This is a genomic window from Methylovirgula sp., from assembly GCF_037200945.1.
Classification (GTDB): Bacteria; Pseudomonadota; Alphaproteobacteria; order Rhizobiales; family Beijerinckiaceae; genus Methylovirgula.
In genome coordinates this window covers 1,439,145-1,459,128 of the sequence record NZ_JBBCGP010000001.1, presented here as the reverse complement: position 1 = coordinate 1,459,128, position 19,984 = coordinate 1,439,145, and the positions used below count along the sequence as shown (strand labels likewise).

At 59.1% G+C, this 19,984-nt stretch carries 7 protein-coding genes; 3 read left to right on the top strand and 4 right to left on the bottom strand.

Annotation, left to right across the window (positions count from 1 at the left end; all coding sequences use genetic code 11):
• Nucleotides 1-144: 144 nt before the first annotated feature.
• Nucleotides 145-12,261, bottom strand: a complete 12,117-nt coding sequence (locus WDN02_RS07135) for a DUF5801 repeats-in-toxin domain-containing protein (RefSeq protein ID WP_337292826.1) — start codon at nt 12,259-12,261, stop codon at nt 145-147.
• Between the two features lie 437 nt (nt 12,262-12,698).
• On the opposite strand from WDN02_RS07135, the gene WDN02_RS07130 reads away from it, so the two are divergent.
• The 3 genes from WDN02_RS07130 to WDN02_RS07120 are packed head-to-tail and all read left to right on the top strand — an operon-like array spanning nt 12,699 to nt 15,664.
• Entirely contained in the window at nt 12,699-13,592 is an 894-nt protein-coding gene (locus WDN02_RS07130; protein ID WP_337292825.1) for a hypothetical protein, read from the top strand.
• A 55-nt stretch (nt 13,593-13,647) separates the two neighbouring features.
• Nucleotides 13,648-14,979 carry an HlyD family type I secretion periplasmic adaptor subunit gene (locus WDN02_RS07125; protein ID WP_337292824.1) on the top strand — a complete coding sequence of 444 codons (1,332 nt, stop codon included), beginning with the start codon at nt 13,648-13,650 and terminating at the stop codon, nt 14,977-14,979.
• 31 nt (nt 14,980-15,010) lie between these two features.
• Nucleotides 15,011-15,664, top strand: coding sequence for a ribbon-helix-helix domain-containing protein (locus tag WDN02_RS07120; RefSeq protein ID WP_337292823.1), 654 nt, complete (start codon nt 15,011-15,013; stop codon nt 15,662-15,664).
• Here WDN02_RS07120 and WDN02_RS07115 read toward each other — a convergent pair.
• The 3 genes from WDN02_RS07115 to WDN02_RS07105 all read right to left on the bottom strand — a co-directional run bounded on the left by WDN02_RS07115 (nt 15,639) and on the right by WDN02_RS07105 (nt 19,917).
• On the bottom strand, nt 15,639-17,801 hold the full coding sequence (locus WDN02_RS07115; protein ID WP_337292822.1) for a type I secretion system permease/ATPase: 2,163 nt from the start codon (nt 17,799-17,801) through the stop codon (nt 15,639-15,641). The genes WDN02_RS07120 and WDN02_RS07115 overlap by 26 nt on opposite strands.
• A gap of 49 nt (nt 17,802-17,850) precedes the next feature.
• On the bottom strand, nt 17,851-19,194 hold the full coding sequence (locus WDN02_RS07110; protein ID WP_337292821.1) for a TolC family outer membrane protein: 1,344 nt from the start codon (nt 19,192-19,194) through the stop codon (nt 17,851-17,853).
• A 333-nt stretch (nt 19,195-19,527) separates the two neighbouring features.
• Nucleotides 19,528-19,917 (bottom strand): hypothetical protein, encoded by a 390-nt coding sequence (locus tag WDN02_RS07105; protein ID WP_337292820.1) that lies wholly within the window; start codon nt 19,915-19,917, stop codon nt 19,528-19,530.
• Between the last annotated feature and the right edge of the window lie 67 nt (nt 19,918-19,984).

Genomic DNA, 19,984 nt, shown 5'->3' with positions numbered 1-19,984 from the left:
GCTAGAATGATTATTTTTCTAAAATGCCGCGGGCGAGTGGACGATGAATCGCAATCGCTCGGACCGGATGAGCCGCCTGCGCGATGTCGATGCATTCACACATGCGAATTGGCGGCTGGCTAGGCCAACCGCCAGAATGATGGCCTAGCCCGTGTGGGCGTGGACGGAATGGACCAGATGGCTCTGGTCTTGATAGGCGATCAGGATCGGCGAGGGCTGACCGCTGACCGCGGTGGGATGCGTCGCCGGCGTCTGGCTATTGGGAACATTCGTGTCGATTGTCGCGACCGTCAGGACAGTGCCGGTATGGTTCGTACCAAATCCACCGCCGTTCTCATTGATCAACAATTCACCTGCTTGAGTTCCAGTGCCCGAACTCGACGACAGGTACTCGACATAATTCGAAATATTGAAACCTTGCGCACTCGTGTTCACATTGCTCAGAAGCTGCGTCAGATCGATCACGTCGTTGGTCGAATTGAAGTTCGTGATCAGTTCGCTTGGATTGCTGATATTCGCGATTTCGAAAATGTTATTGCCGCTTGTGGCCGAATGCGCCTGCATCGTGTCGCCGGCGAAGTTGGCGATGAAGATGTCGTTGCTTGAATCGCCAATCAGCATGTGGGACGACGCGCTATCGCTGATCGCCGTATAAGCGCCGTTGAATGCACCCAGCGACAAATCGTTGCCGGTTATGTCGACATTAATCGTGCCGGTCCCTTGGCTGCCGTCGGCATCCGTGGTCGTTAAATTGAAGCTCAAATCGCCGGTCAGAGTCTCTGTGGGTACCCCCGTCGTGCCAAGCACCGAGATCGTATCGGTATCTTTGCTACTATTGCTCTCTGTAAAGGTGATCGATTCGATACCTGCGCCTGAGGACGACAGCGGACTTGTCCAGTTTGTCGCAGCGCTACTGCTTACCGAAATCGACGAACTCTGGGAAGTGCCATCCAGATAGTCCACGGTATAGCTAACCGAGTGGCTATCACCAGTACCAGCCTTCGCGAAGTTGAAGGTCGCGCTCAACTCCTCCGCCACCGGACTGAAATTCGTGTCTGAATCAGCCCCCGGGGTGAAGGAAAAGGTCATCGAGTGATTGCTACTAAGGCTCCAGTTGTCTTGGGGGGCGTGGAAGGTGCCGCCCGACGCGATGGCCAGCTGACCCGCGGAGGCGGACACGATCTCATCGCTTGAAAACGCAGCGTAGCTGCTGGGCGTAAAACTTTGAACCGCGGGCTGCAGCAGATCGAATGTATACGTGCCGTTGGGTACGCCGCTGGTCTCGTTAAGCGTGAGCGTGAAGACTTGTTCGTTCGTAGCCGGCGCATTATTGCCCGTCGGCGCATTGCCGACATAGGCGATAAGCTCGTTGGGTGACGTCGAGTTTACCCAATAATGCAAGGTCTGGCCATTGACGGTGATACCCGGATCAGGGTTCCCGGCCAGGCTCGCCGGCGCGTTGCCATTGCCGAAGCCGTCGGCGCCGGACGTGAAGGTGATATTCCCCGACACAGAATGCGCAAAGTCTTGCAGGGCCACCGCTTGGACGTTGCTGATTTGCGGCGCATCGTCGGCGGCGCCAAGCGTGATGGTTTGAGTAGAAACCTGCTGGTTATTATGATCGATGTCGACCTGAATAGAACCAAGATTGTACTGGCTGGTGCCGGTCGAGCTGATGATCGGCGCCAGCAGAGTTTCGGTCAACACCCCGCCTGAGAGCGAGAGCGTGAGAACAGGGGAACCCGGCAAGCCAAAAGAAAGAGGAGCCAATACCCAACTGCCTGTATTGTTAAAAAAGCTGCCAGGCTTTAGCCATTCATAGCCATTCGGCGCGAGCAAGCCAGACTGACTACTATCAAATTTAGCGCTGTCGCCATTGGGGATTGTCAACGGTTGGTTCGCCATCGTCGGCTCATTGCCCGCGTCGGAGCCGGTGAAGCCGTTATTTAGCCCCGATTCAAAGACCAGCAGATCCGGCCCCGCCGGCGCCGCGATCGTCACCGTCAGCGTGTTCGTCGATGGCGATCCATCGGCATCGGTGATCGTGTAAGTGAAAGTATCCGTCGAGCCCGGCGTCGCGTTGGCCTTGGCGACATAGCTGTACGAGCCATCCCCGTTCAACGTCAAAGTGCCTTCGGCACCCGTGACCGTATACGGGATTCCGTCGGCCCCAGCCGTGCCTGCAGTACCGGCGGCATTGCTGTTGCTCGTGGCAACGACCCCCGTGACGCTCGCCGGCGAATCCGCGCCGGAAATATCACCCGCACCGCCGTTGGCGACCGTCCCAAACAGGCCATGCGCTACATCCGCAGTCACGGTCTGCCCGACCGTCGCGTTCGCCGCATCAGCATCCGCCACAGGCTTGTCATCGACAATGCTGAATGTCAGCGTGCTGGTGTTGGTATTATGCTGGGCGTCCGTCACCACATAGGTGAAGGTGTCCGGCGCTTCGACGCCATTGCTCCCGGTCTCCGGTCCGGTCAGCGTGTAGGTGTAGGCACCATGTTCGTTGATCACGAGCGTGCTATGAGCCGTCGCGATCGTGATGCTGGTTCCGTCCTGCGGCACGTTATAGGTCGTGCCGCCGATCGTGACGCTCGTCACGGTCGATTCTGAGAATGACAACGTGCCGGTTTGTACCGTCGTCGTCGTTCCGACCTGCGATCCGTTCGACAACCCGGCTTCATAAACGGTGCCGGTCGCCGCCGCGACGGTCGGCTGCACTTCGTTGGTGTTGAGCGTCAGCGTCGTCGTTGACGTGGAACCGTCAGCATCCTTGATCGTGTACGTAAAGGTGTCGGCATGAATGCCGGTGAGCCCCGTCGTATCCGGCTTGGCCACGTAGCTGTAGGATCCATCCGCTGCCAACGTCAGGGTACCGTAGGTGCCGGCAATCGCCGTGCCGATACCTGTCGTCACAGTTGCGGAGGTGTTGCTGCCCGTTTCAACGCCGAGAACGGTCAGTCCGCCGTCTGCACCCGCCGTATCCTTGCCGGACGTCTCCCCGACGCCAGTGATGACATTGGCAGACAGGGTCTGGCCCGATGCATCGACTGCAACGTCGGCGACAGCCACCGGCTTGTCGTCGACGATGGCGAATGTCAACGTATTGGTGTTTGTATTGCCGTGCGAATCCGTCGCCGTGTAGGTGAACGTATCCGGCGCCTCGACGCCGTTGCTTCCCGTCTCAGCCGAAGTCAGCGTGTAGGTGTAACTGCCGTTCTCGTTGATCAACAACGCGCCGTGCGCGCCGAAGATCGTGGTGTTGTTGCTGCTCTGACCCACGCTTTGGCCGTTGACGCTCGTCAGGGTCACCGTGTCGCCGCCGGACTCGGAGAAAGACAACGTACCAGTTTGTACCGTCGTCGTCGTTCCGACATGCGACCCGTTTGACAATCCGGCTTCATAGACCGTACCGGTCGCTACCGACGCTGTCGGATGCACTTCGTTGACGTTGACCGCCAGCGTCGTCGTCGAAGGCGAGCCGTCGGCATCCTTGACCGTATAGGTGAAGGTATCAACCTTGTTGTCGGTGAGACCTGTCGTGTCCGGATTGGCCGTATAAGTGTAGGAGCCGTCTGCCGCCAGCGTCAGCGTGCCATAGGTTCCCACAATGCCCGCGCCGACGCCGCTCGTCACCGTGGCGTTGGTATTATTGCCCGCTTCGACACCGACAACCGTGAGTCCGCCGTCCGCACCGGGCGTGTCCTTGCCGGACGTTTCACCGGCGCCGGTGATGACATTGGCGGATAGCGCTTGACCCGACGTGTCGGCCGCAACGTCGGCAACAGCAATCGGCTTGTCGTCGAGGACGCCCACCGTGACCTGATCCGTAGCATTGATCGACGGATTATTGACGTCGGACGCGACGACATTCAGCGTGCCGAGATCGCCTGCCGTGCCGCCATTGTCGCCGTCGATCGGCGCCAGCAAGGTCTCCGTCATGGTCACCGTGCCGGTTTGTCCCGCCTGGATCGTCGCGCCCGAGGTGATTGCGAAAGAAACGACTTCCGTCGATCCCTGAAAGCCTTCGACGACGCCGTTGACGACTTGCCAGGTCAGGCCCTGGAAGCCGGCGAGCGACGTTGTCAGCGCGCTTGGATCGAGAGTGACATGAGCGTTGTCGGTGCCCGCGGTGAACGACACCTGCACCGTATCGACAATTACGCCGCCATTCGGGCTCGAGCCCGTCGGCAGGCCGCTTTCGGAAACAGATTCCGCGTAAGAGCCCGCGACCGCTGCCGGCGGCGTGACAAGATTGACGGCGAGATTGGCGGTCGTGCCATCGCCATCGCCATCCGTCGCGCCAACATCGAAATCGAGCGTCGTCGTCGGAACGGACGCCGATTGCGTGCCGGAGCTCACGGAGGTCAACGAGACCTGATTGTCCTCCGGACTTCTCGTCGCAATGTTTATAACATCAACTTCGCTGATCCCGCCCGCGAACCAGGTATTTGATCCATCCCCCTGCCAATTCGCCTGATCGACGACGATCGCCGTGCCATCGGTTTGAGTAAGGGTCTCCGTGTGCGAAGCGGTATGCGCCGCGTTCCAGATCGTGACTTCGAACTGCTCAATTGGGACCTGTTCGCCCGCGGCGACGCCGATCGTCACCTGGGTCTGCGTGGCGCCGAAAGCGAAGTCCAGCTCTTCGCCAAAATTCAATTGGTTTCCGTCGACGCCCATTTTTCCGTTGGAAATACCGACGTCGTTAAAGGCGCCCCCAGCCGTGATCAGCACGCCGTAATTGCCCGGCACCCCGAAATTAGGCGGGATGAGGTTATAGTCGCCCGCCGTCAGGGAGGCGCTACCGTTGGCGCTATAGAAGAAGTCATGCTCGCCGCCGGATGCGAACGTGATCGTCTTTCCGCCGCCCGGGAGATTTGTCGCCTCCAGATCGAACGAATATGTGCCGTTGGCTAGGACATCCAAAATGAAGAACGGGTTTTGGCCGGCCTGATCCGTGAAGGCGAACATCTCCGTGCCCGTCGCAGCCGCCGACGTATATTCGAAAAATGTGTAGGAAGCCGTGCCGGTTACCTGCACCTCGAAGACTTCGTGGCCGTTGATCTGGTGGACGGTATCCGTGACATTGTAGGTGAGGCCCGCAGGCGCCGAACCCATCGCGAGGCTGACGGGCACCGTCAGACTCGGCCCGTCAGCGCCGAAGGTCGGCTGCCACGTCCCGTTGAAGGACGAATTGGCGACATCTCCGACATAGGCGGTCTGAACCGCGGCGATGCTCGGCCCGTCGTCATAGAACTGGACGTGCGTGCTGACATCAGATGATGTGGACGATTGCGTGCCGTCGCCATCGGTCAGCGTCACAGTCACGCCGACACTATTCGCCGCGAGCGTCACAACGTCGTTGGGGTTCGATGCGGTCGGCTGATGCAGCGCCAGATATTGCGCCACATAGACTTCGCCGCTCGCCGAATCGATCGCAATGGCAAAGGCGATTTTGCCGCTAAGGGCGCTGTTGAATGAATCCGTACCGGCCGTGCCGATGATCATGCCGTTGCTGATGGACAAGGTGATCGCGGTTCCGTCCGTCAGCGTCAGCCCGGAGGCCGTGCCCTCGAGCTTCAACGCGTAGGTCTCGCTATTGGATGTCGCAGCGCCGTCTGCACCGAAAACAGGTGTTCCGACACTGACGAGGGACGCCCCGCTCGCCGCGAAGCTCAGCGCCCCCTGATCGAGCGAACCGGCCGGAACATTCGTGTCCGTTCCAGTATTCGTCAGACCAGCGAACAAAGCGGCGATCGCCGTCGGCAGGCTGCTGTAGAGCACATCTGTTGCGCCCCCGGTCGTTTGCGCTCCGGGCGTTTCATCCACCCCGACCGTGTTGTTGACGGTGAGGACGGGCGCTTTCGGGCCATCATCGGTGATGGAGAGTTGCGAACCGATATTGGCACTGGCGGAGGTTTGGGTGCCGTCGCCATCCGTAATCGTCTGCGTCAGCACGACGGCGCTGGATGTGAGCGACGCACCGGCCGAACCTGTATTGTTATTCTCGACCGTACGGTCCTCCGTGAAGGTCACGTGGCCATTTCCGTCGACCGTGACGGTGAAGACCGTGGTCTGCACGTCGTTGATGGTGACGACGCCATCGACCTCGCCCGAGTTCTTTTGAACCAGGGTTACCTCTTGGCCGCTCAACGTATCCTTCAGACCCGAATCGCCACCGTTGCCGATCGACAATGCGTAGCTGACAGCTCCGCTGTGAGCCTGACCATCAGCACCGAAATTGTCCGAGAAAACGGGGGTGAAGTCCTTCGTCACGGACGTATCGGACGGATTGTGGGCCGTGCCGTTCGGGAGAAACGTCTCGCTCAGCGTCAGCGAAGGCTCATTGCCCGTGACGACCGCGATCGTCGGCGTATCATCGGTGATCGAGAATTGCTTGCTGATGTCGACCCCGGCCGAGGTGGTCGTGCTCCCATCGCCATCGGTGAGGGTCTGCGTCAACGTCACAGAATTCGTCGGCAGGCTTACCGAGGTGCCGTTGTTCTCGACCGAGCGCTCGAGCGTGAAGGTCACCTGGCCCGAGGAATCGACGACATACGTGAACACCGTGTAGGTTTGGCCACTGACGGTCACGATCCCGTCGATTTCCGTCGTGTTGACCTGCTTCAGCGTCACGGCATCGCCGCTTAATGTATCGATCAAGCCCGTGCTGGTGCCCTGGCTGCCAACCGTCAGCGCATAGGACGTGCCGGCTGCCTTCGAGCCGCTCTCGGGACCGTCAGCGCCGAACTTATCGGAGAAAGCGCCACTGAAGTTCTCAGTGGCCGAAGGGTTGGACGTGGCGGGCAACGTACCGGGCGTATAATTGTCATCGGTGGTCGATGGCAGATGGGATTCACTCACCAACTGGGTCGCGACGCTCGCTCCCGTGAGGCTGATCGTGGGCTTGTCGTCGGTGATCGAGAGCTGCGACCCGATATTAACGTTCGCGGAGGTTTGGGTTCCGTCGCCATCCGTGATCGTCTGCGTCAGCACGACAGAACTCGCCGGCAGGCTCACAGGGCCGCTATTGTCCCCCACCGCACGGTCAAGCGTGAAGGAGACTTCGCCCGAAGCATCGACCTTCAGCGTGAAAACCAAATCGCCGTTGGCGTCCCTGCCGTCGATCTCCGCCGTGCCGACCTGGTGCAGCGTCACCGCCGTCCCGCTTAACGTATCGACTAGGCTCGTCGCGCCGTTATTGCCAATCGACAGCGCATAACTGACCGATCCGGTCTTCGCTGCGCCATCGGCACCAAAATTGTCGCTAAAAGCGCCCGCAAAACCGGTCGGCCCCGAGGTGGTCTTCCCGTCAGCGATCGTGCCGTTAACGCCGTCATTGGTAGAGGCTTGCAAATCCGCCTCATGCACCGTCAACACCGGCTCCGTCGCATGCGTCAGCGTGATCTGCGGCGTGTCGTCCGTGATCGAGAATTGCGAACCTATATTGACGCTCGCCGAGGTGGAGGTGCCATCACCATCCGTGATCGTCTGCTGCAGCGTCACCAAGCCGGACGACAAAGTCGTCGAGCCACCATTGTTCTCGACCGAACGATCCTCGGTGAAGGTGATATTACCCGATGATGGATCAAGCGTGATCGTGAAGGCGATGGAACCGTGGGTGCTATCGCCGACGTAGGCCGTGATCGTGTTGCCGTTCTGAAACAGGTAATCGTGCTGGCCCGTCAAGGTATCGACAAGACCGGAATCCACACCGTGGCCGCTGCGGCTGTTAAAGCCCGCCAGCGACAACGCATAGCTCGCCGAGCCGACCTTCGCCGCCCCGTCGGCGCCGAACGTATCGGCGAAAACGCCGCTGAAGCTCTGCATCGTCGCCGTCGACGTCAGATTCGGACTCGTGCCTGGCGTATGGCTGTCATCGGACGTCGAGGTGAGATTGCTTTCGCTCAGCGTCAGCGTCGGCTCATTCTTCGCGACCGTCACGATCGACGGCCCATCGTCCTTGATTTGCAATTGCTGGCTGATGTCGAGGCTTGCGGACGTGGTCGTGCCGTCGCCATCGGTGATCGCCTGGGTCAGAACCACAGCGCCGTTCGTTAGGCTCGCGACGTCGCCCGAAGGATCCTGCCCGTTCTGCTGCTGAACGACGGCCCGGTCCTCGGTGAAAGTCACGACGCCGGTCATGGCATCGACGGAAATCGTGAAAGCCAGTGCCCCATTCGCGCTACCGACATGGCCTTCGATCGTCGTCGCGTTCACCTGAATCAGAACATCATTCTGGTGAGTCTGCGAATCGACTAGCCCGGACAGAACAACATTCGAGTGCGGAGCGGGATTGCCGATCGACAGCGCATAGCCCACCGGTCCTTTGGCGGCCGCGCCATCGGCACCAAACGTATCGTTAAAATTGCCCGAGAAATTCCCCGTCGCGATGATCGCCCCGTTATGCACAGTGCCGTCGACGCCATTGGTCGACGCCTGCAAATTGACTTCGCTTACCGTTAGCGCGGGTTCGTTGTGCTGGCTGACGCTGATGCTCGGACCGTCATCGGCGATGGCGAATTGCTTGCCGATATCGAGGCTCGCGGACGTCGTTGTCCCGTCATTGTCGACAAGCGTCTGCGTCAGCGTTATGGCGCCCGACGCAAAACTCGCCAGATCCTGCGACGGATCATGGCCGTTCTGCGCCTGGACGACAGCGCGATCCTCGGTGAAAGCCACGATGCCCGTGTGCGGATCAACCGAAATCGTGAAGGCGACAATGCCGCTCGCCTGGCTGCCGACATAACCGGTGATCGTCGTCGCGCTGGTCTGAACCAGAACGTCATTTTGGTGCGTCTGCGAATCGACTAGCCCCGAAACGCCACCGTTACCGAGCGTTAGCGTATAGCCGATCGATTTCAGTCCGTCAGCGCCGGGCGTATCGACGAAGGAGAAGGAGAAATTTCCCGACGCGTGAGTCAGAACCGAACTTGGATCGCTGCCTGAAGCGCCGTTGGTGCCTGCTGTCAGATGCGACTCGCTCACGACGAGACCAGGCTCCAGGAATGGAGCTGTGCTGATCTTCGGTCCATCATCGGTGATGGAGAGATTCGATCCAACATCAACGCTCGCGGACGCGGTCGTCCCATCGTTGTCGGTGATCGTTTGCGTCAGCGTGACAACACCACTCGCCAGTGTCGCGGCGTTCCCCGAGGGGTCGCTGCCGTCCTGCGTTTGCACCACCGCGCGGTCTTCGGTGAAAGTCAGTTCGCCCGTCTTCGGATCGATCGTGATCGTGAAAGCGACAATGCCGCTATGGCCGACGAAGCCGGTGATCGTGTTGCCGTTCTGGAACAGGATATCGGCCTGCCCCGTCTGCGAATCCGTTAAGCCGGATGCCACGCCCTGATGGGAAATCGAAAGTGCGTAAGCAGCGGACTTCAGCCCGTCGGCTCCGGACGTGTCGTTGAAGGCTTTCGAAAAATCAGCGCTCGTGTGCGTAAGCTTGAGGTCCGGGTCCGTACCGTTGATCCCGTTGGTGAAGAAGGTCAGGTTGCTTTCGTTCAGCGTCAGTGTCGGCGCGGCATTGGTCGTGATGCTCGGACCGTCATCCGTGATCGAGAGTTTGGGGCCGAGATCGACATTGGCGGACGCTACTGTCCCATCGTTGTCGGTGATCGTCTGCGTCAGCGTCACGACGCCCGCCGAAAGCGAGACGCCGGTCGAACCCGTATTGTTATTCTCGACGGCGCGATCTTCGGTGAAGGTGATATCGCCCGTTGCCGGATCAACCGCGATGGTGAACGCCAACGCTCCATTGGCGCTGCCGACATGGCCTTCGATCGTGTTGCCGTTCAGGACGAGTACGTCCTTCGATCCCGTCTGCGAATCGATGAGCCCGGAAGCCGTGCCGTCGCCACCGACAATCGACAAAGCATAGGTCGTGGACTTGAGTCCGTCCGCGCCCGACACGTCGGTGAAATCGCCAGCGAAATGGCCGACGGCCACCGTCTGCGTCGCGTCGGGCGATGAGCCATTGACGTTGTTGTTGGTTTGCGCGGTGAGATGGGTTTCGCTGAGGGTCAGCCCCGGGACCGTCGTGGCGTTTGCCGTGACACTCGGGCCATCGTCGGTGATCGACAGCTTCCCGCCGAGGTCGATGCTCGCCGAAGCGGTCGTGCCATCGTTATCGGTAAGGGTCTGCGTCAGTGTCACGACACCGGCGGTGAACGTGGCCGCCACGCCCGAAGGATTGCTGCTATCCTGTGCCTGCACGACCGCGCGATCTTCGGTGAAAGTGATGTCGCCCGTTGCCGGATCAACCGTGATCATAAACGCCAACGGGCCGCCCGCGTTGCCGACATGGCCCTCGATTGTATTGCCGTTCTGAACAAGCACATCGGCTTGTCCGGTCTGCGAATCGACTAGGCCCGAGGCCGTGCCAGAGCCGCCTGCGATGGACAAGGCATAGGTCGTTGATTTGAGGCCGTCAGCGCCGGACGTGTCGGTGAAATCCTGCGCGTAATTACCAACGACAGTTGTCGCGCCATCGTGCTTGCTGCCGTCGACACCATTGGTGGCCGCCGTCAGATCGGCCTCGCTCAACGTCAGCGCCGGCGCGGTCGCCGCGTTGGCCACGATGCTCGGCCCGTCATCGGTGATCGCGAGTTTGGCACCAAGATCGATGCTCGCCAAAGCGGGCGTGCCGTCGTTATCGATAAGGGTCTGCGTCAGCGTGACCACCCCGGCAGCAAGAGAGAGACCCGTCGATCCCGTGTTGTTGTTCTCGATCGCGCGGCTTTCAGTGAAAGTGATATCGCCAGTCGCGGGATCGAGCGTGATCGTGAAGGCCAGTGCGCCATTGGCGCTGCCGACATGGCCCTCGATCGTATTGCCGTTCTGGACCAAGACATCGGCTTGTCCGGTCTGCGAATCAACAAGCCCCGAGGCGGTGCCGGTGCCGCCTGCAATCGACAGAGCATAAGTCGTGCTCTTCAATCCATCAGCGCCGGAGGTGTCGGTGAAATCGCCGGCGAAATGGCCGGTGACACTGGTCAGCGCTGTATTGGGCGACGAGCCGTTGACGCCATTGTTGGTCGCCGCCGTGAGATCGGCTTCGCTCAACGTCAGCTCCGGCACCGTGGCGGCATCAGCGACAATGCCTGGGCCATCGTCGGTCAACGATATCTGTTTGCCAAGATCGAGACCGGCAGAAGCCTGATGACCGAGACCATCCGTGATCGTCGCAGTCAACGTCACGACATTCGAGGACATCGTCGCGATGTTTGCGGACGGATTCGTGCCGGTCTGCGCTTCGGAGACGGCGCGATCTTCAGTGAAGGTGACAACACCGGTGTTCGGGTTGACGCTGATCGTGAAAGCCAGCGCGCCATTGGCGCCGCCGACGTGACCTTCAATCGTGTTGCCGTTCTTGACGAGAACGTCGGCCAAGCCAGTCTGAGAATCGATGAAGCCCGATGCTGTGCCGTTGCCGCCCTGGATCGACAGCGCGTATGTCACCACGCCGCCGTTGACGTCCGGCGTCGGTGTGAAGTCGACGCTGAAATCACCTGTGATTGTGGTCAGCGCCGCATCCGGATCGCTGCCGTCGACGCCATTGGTCGCCCCCGTCAAATGAGCTTCGCTCAGCCTGAGCGTCGGCTCCGCATTCGCGTTGAGCGCAATTTGCGGCAGAGGCGGCGGCGGATAGTGAACCGACGTCCCGGTGAAGTTGAAGCCTTCCGCCCCGAGAAAGCCTGTCAGGCCGCGAGCATTGCCAAGAGTTGACGCTCGAGCGTCTTCGAAATCGCCGCCCGACGAAGGTGACGGATTCCCCGACGGACCTTCCGCGGCCTGGATACCATTCGCGGTGAACGCCGCTTCGAGCGCGACTTTAGGGACGTCAACGTCGCCGATCTCGATATTGGGAATTTTGTCGCCGGCATCTTCGAGAACGATCGCGGTGCCGTCTTTCTGAACCAGAACCAGATCGTGGCCGACGATGCGAATCGTATCGAAGGTCGTATTGGCTGGCACATGGAAGGTGGTCTCGCCCGCCGAGAGCTTGACGTGAATAATCTTGTCCGCCGGCGGAAGATGATAATCGGACGACGAAGCCTGCGGCGCCTGATGCGAGAAGCCCGCTGGCGCCTGATTTGGCTGGCCAGCGTTCTTGTCCTGCAATTGCGCAACGAGGTACTGTTTGAGATGTTGGCTCAAATCGGAATTGTGGTGGATGACCGCCCGCTCTGAACGAGCCCCGGTGCTCCCGGCCGCGTCGGAATCTTGTGTCGGCAAAGATTCGGTTTTCATTGTCCACCCATAAAAATTGATTATAAGTGGACTATCTACGTGAGCTTGACCGCGTCAAGACTCTGGCAATACCTTAGATATATCCGGATATAACTTGTCTTAAAATAAAGCTAATGTGGTTACTTTGTTTCTATAGACGATCAGCTGGTGACCGGCTGGTCTTGGATGTTTTTATGCGTGCCGCGGCGCTTTTTTTCCTTATTGGCGTTGCTGTAGCCCTCCTGGGTTGGGCGCCTGCCCACGCGGCAGAAATCCAGCCGACCCCTCACAACCAGAAGTCGAAAATTGGCCGGGCAACATCTGCCGACAAATTGCACAAAAATCGACGAATTGCGCAGACAGATAAGACCAGACGGGCCGCGTCGGCCGGAGCGTTGCAGAAGCGATTTGCGGCCGCCCGATCAGCACCCAAACGGCCTCGGTCACCGCATCCTTCGATGCCCAACAAGACGAAACTTGTCCAGGTGGAAGCCGTCGACGTGCGATCCGGGGGCTGGATGGGACGTCTCGAAATTATCGGCATGGCGGACCGCGCTGATACGCCGGAGCCATCGCTTCACTGGGATATCGCCGGGCAAACAATTGCCGCCGGGAGATTTCCGGGCTTTCTCCGGATTTCGCCATCGCGATCGCTGATCGTCTGGCCGATCAATCCCGCCTATGACATTTCCGCCCTCACAACGGCGGAAGGCAAGCTCGCCGACCCGGACATTGAATGGGACGATGTCGAGGGCGATGCGGTGATCAATCCACCGTCTGCCGACGACCAAGCCGACAACACACAGCCGGCCTTATCGCCCAATCAATATTACGCCGGTCTGATCGAGGATCGGGTGGACGCGCCGCTGCCAAAGATCGACGTCGGCACGGTCACTTGGAACAGTGCTGCGCAGATATCGACGCAGAAGACGCACGGCCCCGTGGAAGTGGCGAAGATCGACAGCGCGCCGGCCGACATTTCGGCACGGATATTTGTCTGCTGCCGCGCCGCCGCCGGGGCGGCGCCCTCGCAACTCGTCCTGGATGTCGTTTTCGCGTCTCAGCCTAAAACCGACAAGATCGATGCGCTCGAAAACCCGGAAGCGCGCCAGACCGGCGACATTCACGGCGAACTCTTGCACGCGGAAATCCAGACGCAAGGCGCAAACTGGTTCCGTTTTCTATTGTCGATGACGCCTGGCGACTTTGACGAAAATTTCAAACTGCTGATCTCACGACCATGGATCGATGTCCCGGTACGATTTGAATCCGGACGGCGGGCGATATTGACTTTCGCGACAGGCAAGATCGGCGCGGATGCGATCTACGCAGCTGTTCACTCTACAGATTGATTGTCATCGTGCGCGTGTGCGCGCGCTATATCTAATTTCCCTTGGAGGGGACGCCGTGTTTTTGCTCCCGAATAAAGCGCTTGATACGAATCTCTATCAGGTTGGAGATGGAAGCCGGCTCGCGCGGCTTTCGAACTTCACGATTTTCAGCATCGGCGCTCTATTCCTGTTTCTGCTCATTTGGTCCGCCTTTGCCGAAATTGACGAAGTGACTCGCGGCGACGGCAAAGTCATCCCCTCGCAGAAGATTCAATCAATCCAGAGCGCGGAGCCTGGTGTTGTTGAGCAAATCCTCGTCCGGCTCGGTCAGCACGTGGCGAAAGGCGATTTGCTGATCCGCCTCGACAACACGATGACCGAGTCCAACCTCGGCGAAGACGAGGCCAAGGCACGCAGCCTCGAAGCCCAAATCGCCCGGCTCAACATCGAACGCACGGGCAACCAGACGGCGCCTTATGTCTGCCCCGAAGATCTTAAAAACGTCGCCGCCGATGTCTGCGCAACGGAAGCTCTCCTTCTCCAGACCCGGCGCGCGGAACAAAGCCAAAAGCTCGACTCCCTTCGCGAAAAGATCGAGGAGCGCCAACGCGAATTCAATGAGGCAAAGTCCGAGGCCCAACGGATCGCCCAGGGCCTGAGTCTGGCGCAGCAGGAATTCGATCTGATCAGCCCGATGGTGCAAAAGCGGATCGCGCCGAAAACCGACCTCTTGAAAGTCGAACGCGATCTCGTCGACCTGAAGGGGCAGCAAGCCGCAAACCAGCAGGTTATCGCGCGCACCGATGCGGCGCTTCGTGAGGCGAACAATAATCTCGCCGATGCCGCGTTGCAGATTCAATCCGATGCGTTGGCTGATCTCAGCAAGGCGAGCGCCGAGTTCTCCGTCATTGGAGAGACCATCAAAGGCGCCAAAGAGCATAACCGGCGAACCGACATCCGCTCCCCTGTCGATGGAATCATCAATACACTCGACACCAATACGATTGGCGCCTTCGTCAACGCGGGCAGCCATGTGATGGACATCGTTCCCCTTGAGGACAAGCTTCTCATCGAGACGAAGGTGAAGCCGCGCGATATCGCCTTTGTACGGCCAGGGCAGAAAGCTCTCGTAAAGCTCACCGCGTATGATTTCTCGATCTATGGCGGCCTTAAAGGGGTCGTCCAGCAGGTTTCGGCCGATAGCGTTTATGACGACAAGGCACGCGAGACCTTCTACATCATCCTTGTCGCGACCGACGAAAGCACGTTGCGGCACAATGGCGCCACGTATCCGATCATGCCAGGGATGATCTCGCAGGTGGATATCGTGACGGGCCGGAAGACAATCCTGCAATATTTGCTGAAACCCATTTTCAAGGCGCGCGATGAATCGCTGACCGAGCGCTGATCTTACTCGTCCCCAGGCGGTCACTTTCAAGATGGAATCAAAAGCCGAGATAATTCCCGCCAACGAACCTGCCTCAGCTTCGTCCTTGAAGTTTCGCATCCTCAAGCGTCAAGGCTGGAAGGCCAGTTTCCGGCTTGAGGAAATTTTCTGGCAGGTCCTGGGTGATGCGGCGCGGTCGAAGAACATCAAAATCGCGGATTACATCAAGGAAGCGATCGATCGTGCAGGGAGCGATTCGCGCAACCAAAGCTCGGCCTTGCGCGTGCATGCCGCGGAGTTTCTCGTCGCGCGTTGCCGTGCACTGCAAGAACATGGCGAGGCAGGAAGTTCGATCAACGCCGCGCTTGCCGCACCTTCCCCTTGCTTTGTACTCAGCTCTGGCCGCAAGCTCATCAATCATAATCGCGAATTCTATGACTTCGTCTCGGCTGCAGGCGCGCTCGTTTCGCCTGGGGGCGTTTCGTCGGCTCTGCTGACGCTCGATGCAGAGGTCCCGAAGCTGATCGACCTATTGGCCAGCAAGCCGGGGAACGCACTGACCTGCGGCTACACGCTGCGGATCGATGCGCGTCTTCTCAGAGGCAAAGCGCGGGTCGCGCTCATTGCGCAAAACGACGCCAAGCTTCTTGTCGGCTATATTTTGGATTCGGCGGCCAGCGTCAGACCGCCGCCGCCGGCCGCTTGAGCGCGTTGAGGACATTCGCCTTGCTTCCATCCGCGACGACGCGCCCGTTATCGAGAATGATAATCCGATCGACGAGTTCAAGCATACTGTGGCGATGGGTCGTTATGAGCAACGTCTGATCGGGCCGCATCATCTGCTTGAGACGCATCAGAAAGTTTTGTTCCGTCGCAAGGTCCATCGCACTCGACGGTTCATCGAGAAACAAAATCATCGGATTCATCAGCAAGACCCGGGCGAGCGCAACGGCCTGCTTTTGTCCCGTCGAAAGATTGCGGCCGCGCTCGCCGACCGGCAAATCATAACCGAGCGGATGGAGCGAGACAAAATCGTCGACGCCGGCGAGCTTGCAAGCCTTGATGAGGTCGGCATCCGAGGCGCTTGGATTGGCGAGCAGCAAATTGGCTTTAATCGACCCGATGAAAAGATCGGTATCCTGCATGACTAAACCGACAGCTTTGCGGATTTCATGCGGATGATATTGGCGCAGATCGACGCCATCGACGAGGATTTCGCCTTTAGCCGGCGCGTAGAATCCCGCCACCAATCGTCCGAAGGTCGTCTTGCCGGAACCGACCTTACCGATGATGCCAACTTTCTCACCAGGCGATATCGTGAGATTGATTCCGTCGAGCACAAGCCGCGTATTCAACGGATATTGAAATGCGACATTGCGGAATTCGAGCTTGCCATGTTCGACGGCCCGATTGACGAAACTCTCGGTCGCGACGCGCTCGTCCTGAAGATTCATAATGCCGTTGAGCGTCTTCATCGCGGAAATGGCGTAACGGAGACGCGTGAGCATTAGCGCAATTTGCGTGAGCGGCGCGACGGCCCGGGATGACAGCATCACCGCGGCGATAATGGCGCCGGTCGTAATTTCGCGATCCGCGAAGCGATAGGCGCCCGCGACGATGATGCCGATCGTCACAAGCTGCTGAAAGAACAGCGTAACGTTGACGCCCATCGAAGATATCGACTTGATCCGCTCCTGCGTCGCCGAGGCAACGCGGATCAGCCGATCCCAGCGCCTTAGAAATTGACCTTCGGCGCGCATGGTCTTGATCGTTTCGATCGCGCCGACAGCCTCGACGAGCATCGCATGGCGGAGCGAGCTCTCCGTCTGGGCTTTACCGATTTCTTCGCCAACGAGATATTGAAGCAGCACGCCGACACCGACCACCGCAATCATCGCAACGATCGGGATGGCCACGAGCCAGCCGGCGACCGCATAGATGACGATCAGATAGACGAAAACAAATGCCGCATCGACGAACAGCACGATGGTGCTCGACGTGAAAAACTCGCGCACAAATTCATATTGCGTGACGCGGTTGACGAATTCGCCTGTCGAATTCGATCGTGCCACGAGCGGCGTATTCATGATCTTTTCGAAGATCGCACTGGAGAGCGCGATGTCGAGGACCTTGCCGACCGTATCAAGGAGAAGCGCCCGCGCCGTTTTCAGAACGAGGTCGAACGTCAGAACGACGGCGAAACCGATCGCGAGCACCCAGAGCGTCGCCATCGCCGTATTCGGCAGCACGCGATCGTAGACGTTCATCGTGAAGAGCGGCGTGGCGATGCCGACAATATTGATGATGGCCGCTGCAAGACCGATCGATGCAAAACTTCGCCAATGCACCGCAAGAGAGCCGAAGAACCAATGCCCGCGATGCAGCGCTGTTGGAACGCCGGGATCGACCGCGCCGCGGCCGAAGAGCGGCGTGATCGTAATGGCGAGACCGGAATAATGATGTTCGATCTCGACCCGCGGCGCCTCCATGATCGAATCGAAATCCGGTGCATAGACCCGACACGTCGTGGGCGTGCATTCGAGCAAAACGATCGCGCGCCCTGCGCTCGTGAATACGATGCACGGCAGATAGAGGGGCGTGAGCTCGGCGAGCGACCGTTTCAGAATTTTCGCGCCGAGACCGATGCGGGCTGCAGCGGTCGGCACGAGTTCCGGCGTCAATCGGCCTTCGACAAGCGGCAAACCAGCGGTCAGCGCGGTTTCCGACGACGGTCGTTCATAGTTTCGGGCAAGAAACTGCAGACAGAGCAGCAGATCGTCCGGCGTGCTGGGATCTGTTGCTCTCTCAGCCGCGTACGAGAGGTCCGTCAAAGCTGCTGCCAAATCTGGTTCCGCTCGGGATGCCGAGCGGAAGAAGTTTAAATTAAAGTATTTACCACGGTGTCTGCTGGCGCGCGGGCGAGTAGCGCCCGTCGATTTCCGCCGGGGCCGTCGTCGGCACGCCATTCTGCGCGCGGGCAATCGCCTGGGCTTGCGGCGGGGGCGCCAAATTCAGGCCGCGTAGCAGGTCGCCATTCGCCGCCAGAAGCTGGTAATCGGCGAAGAGCGATGCGTATTGCGAAGCCGCTACGAGAACTGCTGCATTGAAGCGGGTGTTCTGCGCATCGAGAACGTCCAGTAGCGAGCGGCGTCCGACCTTGAATTGATCTTGATAGGAACCGAGAACCTGACCGCCCTGGTTCGCCTGCGTGGCGAACGTCTTCTGAAGATCGGCTTCTCGCACCCGCTTGTCCCAGGCAAGACGAACATCCTGCTCCACCTCGCGGCGGATTTCGTCGAGCTTCAGGCGGGCTTCGCTATCGCGACGGATTTCTTCTTGTTCGCCCGCAGCCTTCATGCCCCCATCATAGATGTTCCAGCGCATGACCAGCCGAGCGGAAAGATCGGTCGTCCGGCCCGGGTTGAGGTCGATATCATGGCCGGCGCGCGCACGGCCCTCGAAAAAGACTTCCGGATAATATTGCGCCCGCGCCTTCAAGATCGCCGCGTCGGCAGCGTCGACGTCGGCCCAACCGATCGCAACCGTTGGGTTGGTCTGTTCGGCATGACCAAGCGCCTGCGCGAGGTTGCGTGGCAGGAAGCCGCTGAGATTGGGAAGCGGCGCCAACGAGTCGAGAGGTTTACCGACGAGCGTGTAGAAGCGTATCTTCGCCTCGCTCAGGTCCTCTTCCGCCTGCTTGCGTTTTGCCAACGCCGCGGTGAGGCGCTCTTCGGCCTGGAACTGGTCGGCATCGGTGAGCGTGCCATCCTTCACGCCAGAGGTAATTTCCCTGACCTTATTGCGATGAAAGCTGAGATTTTGATCGGCAATCTGAACGATCCGCGCCTGCAGCAGGACCTGAATGTATTCGCGCGTGATGGCGAGCGCGATATTTTCGGAACGCTCCCAAACCCGGAAAGACGTTGAATCGACACGAGAAGCCTCGCGCTCAATGTCGGCAATCGTGGCGAAGCCATCGAAGATTTTCTGCGTTACCACCAATCCGGCTTCATCGGGCTGGAACATATCCTGCAGCGACGACCCGAAAATGTCAGATGAACTTGGATTCTGGCGATCGTATTTTTGAACGCCGACGGAACCTTCGAAATCGACGCGTGGTAGATATTCGCCGTGCGCTTGTTTCAGCTCAAATTCGAGAGCTTCGCGATCCTGGATCGCCTGGCCGATCTGCGGATTGGAGATAAGCGCCAGCGAGACTGCGTCCCGCAGGTTCATGGCGTGCGCCGGCTGGAAGCACAACCACGATGCTCCCAATCCAACGAGAAGAAATCGCGGAACTCGCGCAGAAAAATGTGACTGCACCACGCCACCCCAAATGCCTAGAGCAACCAATAGCTTCCAAGAAAAACCCCGGAATAAACTTCCCGAGGTCCGTTTTTAACCTTTTGTTAGGAAACGACGTTAGTGGAGACGCTTAAGCTCGCCCAGCAAAACTTCTCAGTAGCGTTAACATTGTCACAAGCTGTTGCAATCGGGCTACAGCAGCCTCGGTTGCGTGACGCAAGCCCGGCAAATTTCGCAAGACCGATGAAAGAAGTGCCGGCCGCCTTAATAGCCGCCGCGCGTCACGTATTGCTGCATGAGCGAGTAGAAGCACTCACACTGGGAAATGGTCTGGACGTCGAATTCGCCCGTCCGAAAGAAACCTGACGCAAATCCGCAATAATTCTTCGTCTCGTTGGCCCAGATCAACAGCGGCGACGTGTCATAGGCCGCGCGAGGACTTTGCGAGATGGCAATCGAGAGGGCCAGATGCTGCCACACGATTTGCCGGGTGGATTCGAAAACCGCGGGCGACACCGGCCCGCCATATTCGCTGCCGCCGCAGAAGCCGGCGTTACTTTCCCTCAGGTAACCTTGCGGGAGATCGGCGGCTGTCGCCACGGAAAGACCAGCTAAAATAAAAAGGTTCGCGGTAAAAAGAACAAATCCGCGCATTGCAAGTGTCGCCATGAACAGAGGCTTGTTAATCACGCGACAATAATTGCGCTTTGTTAATTGTCAA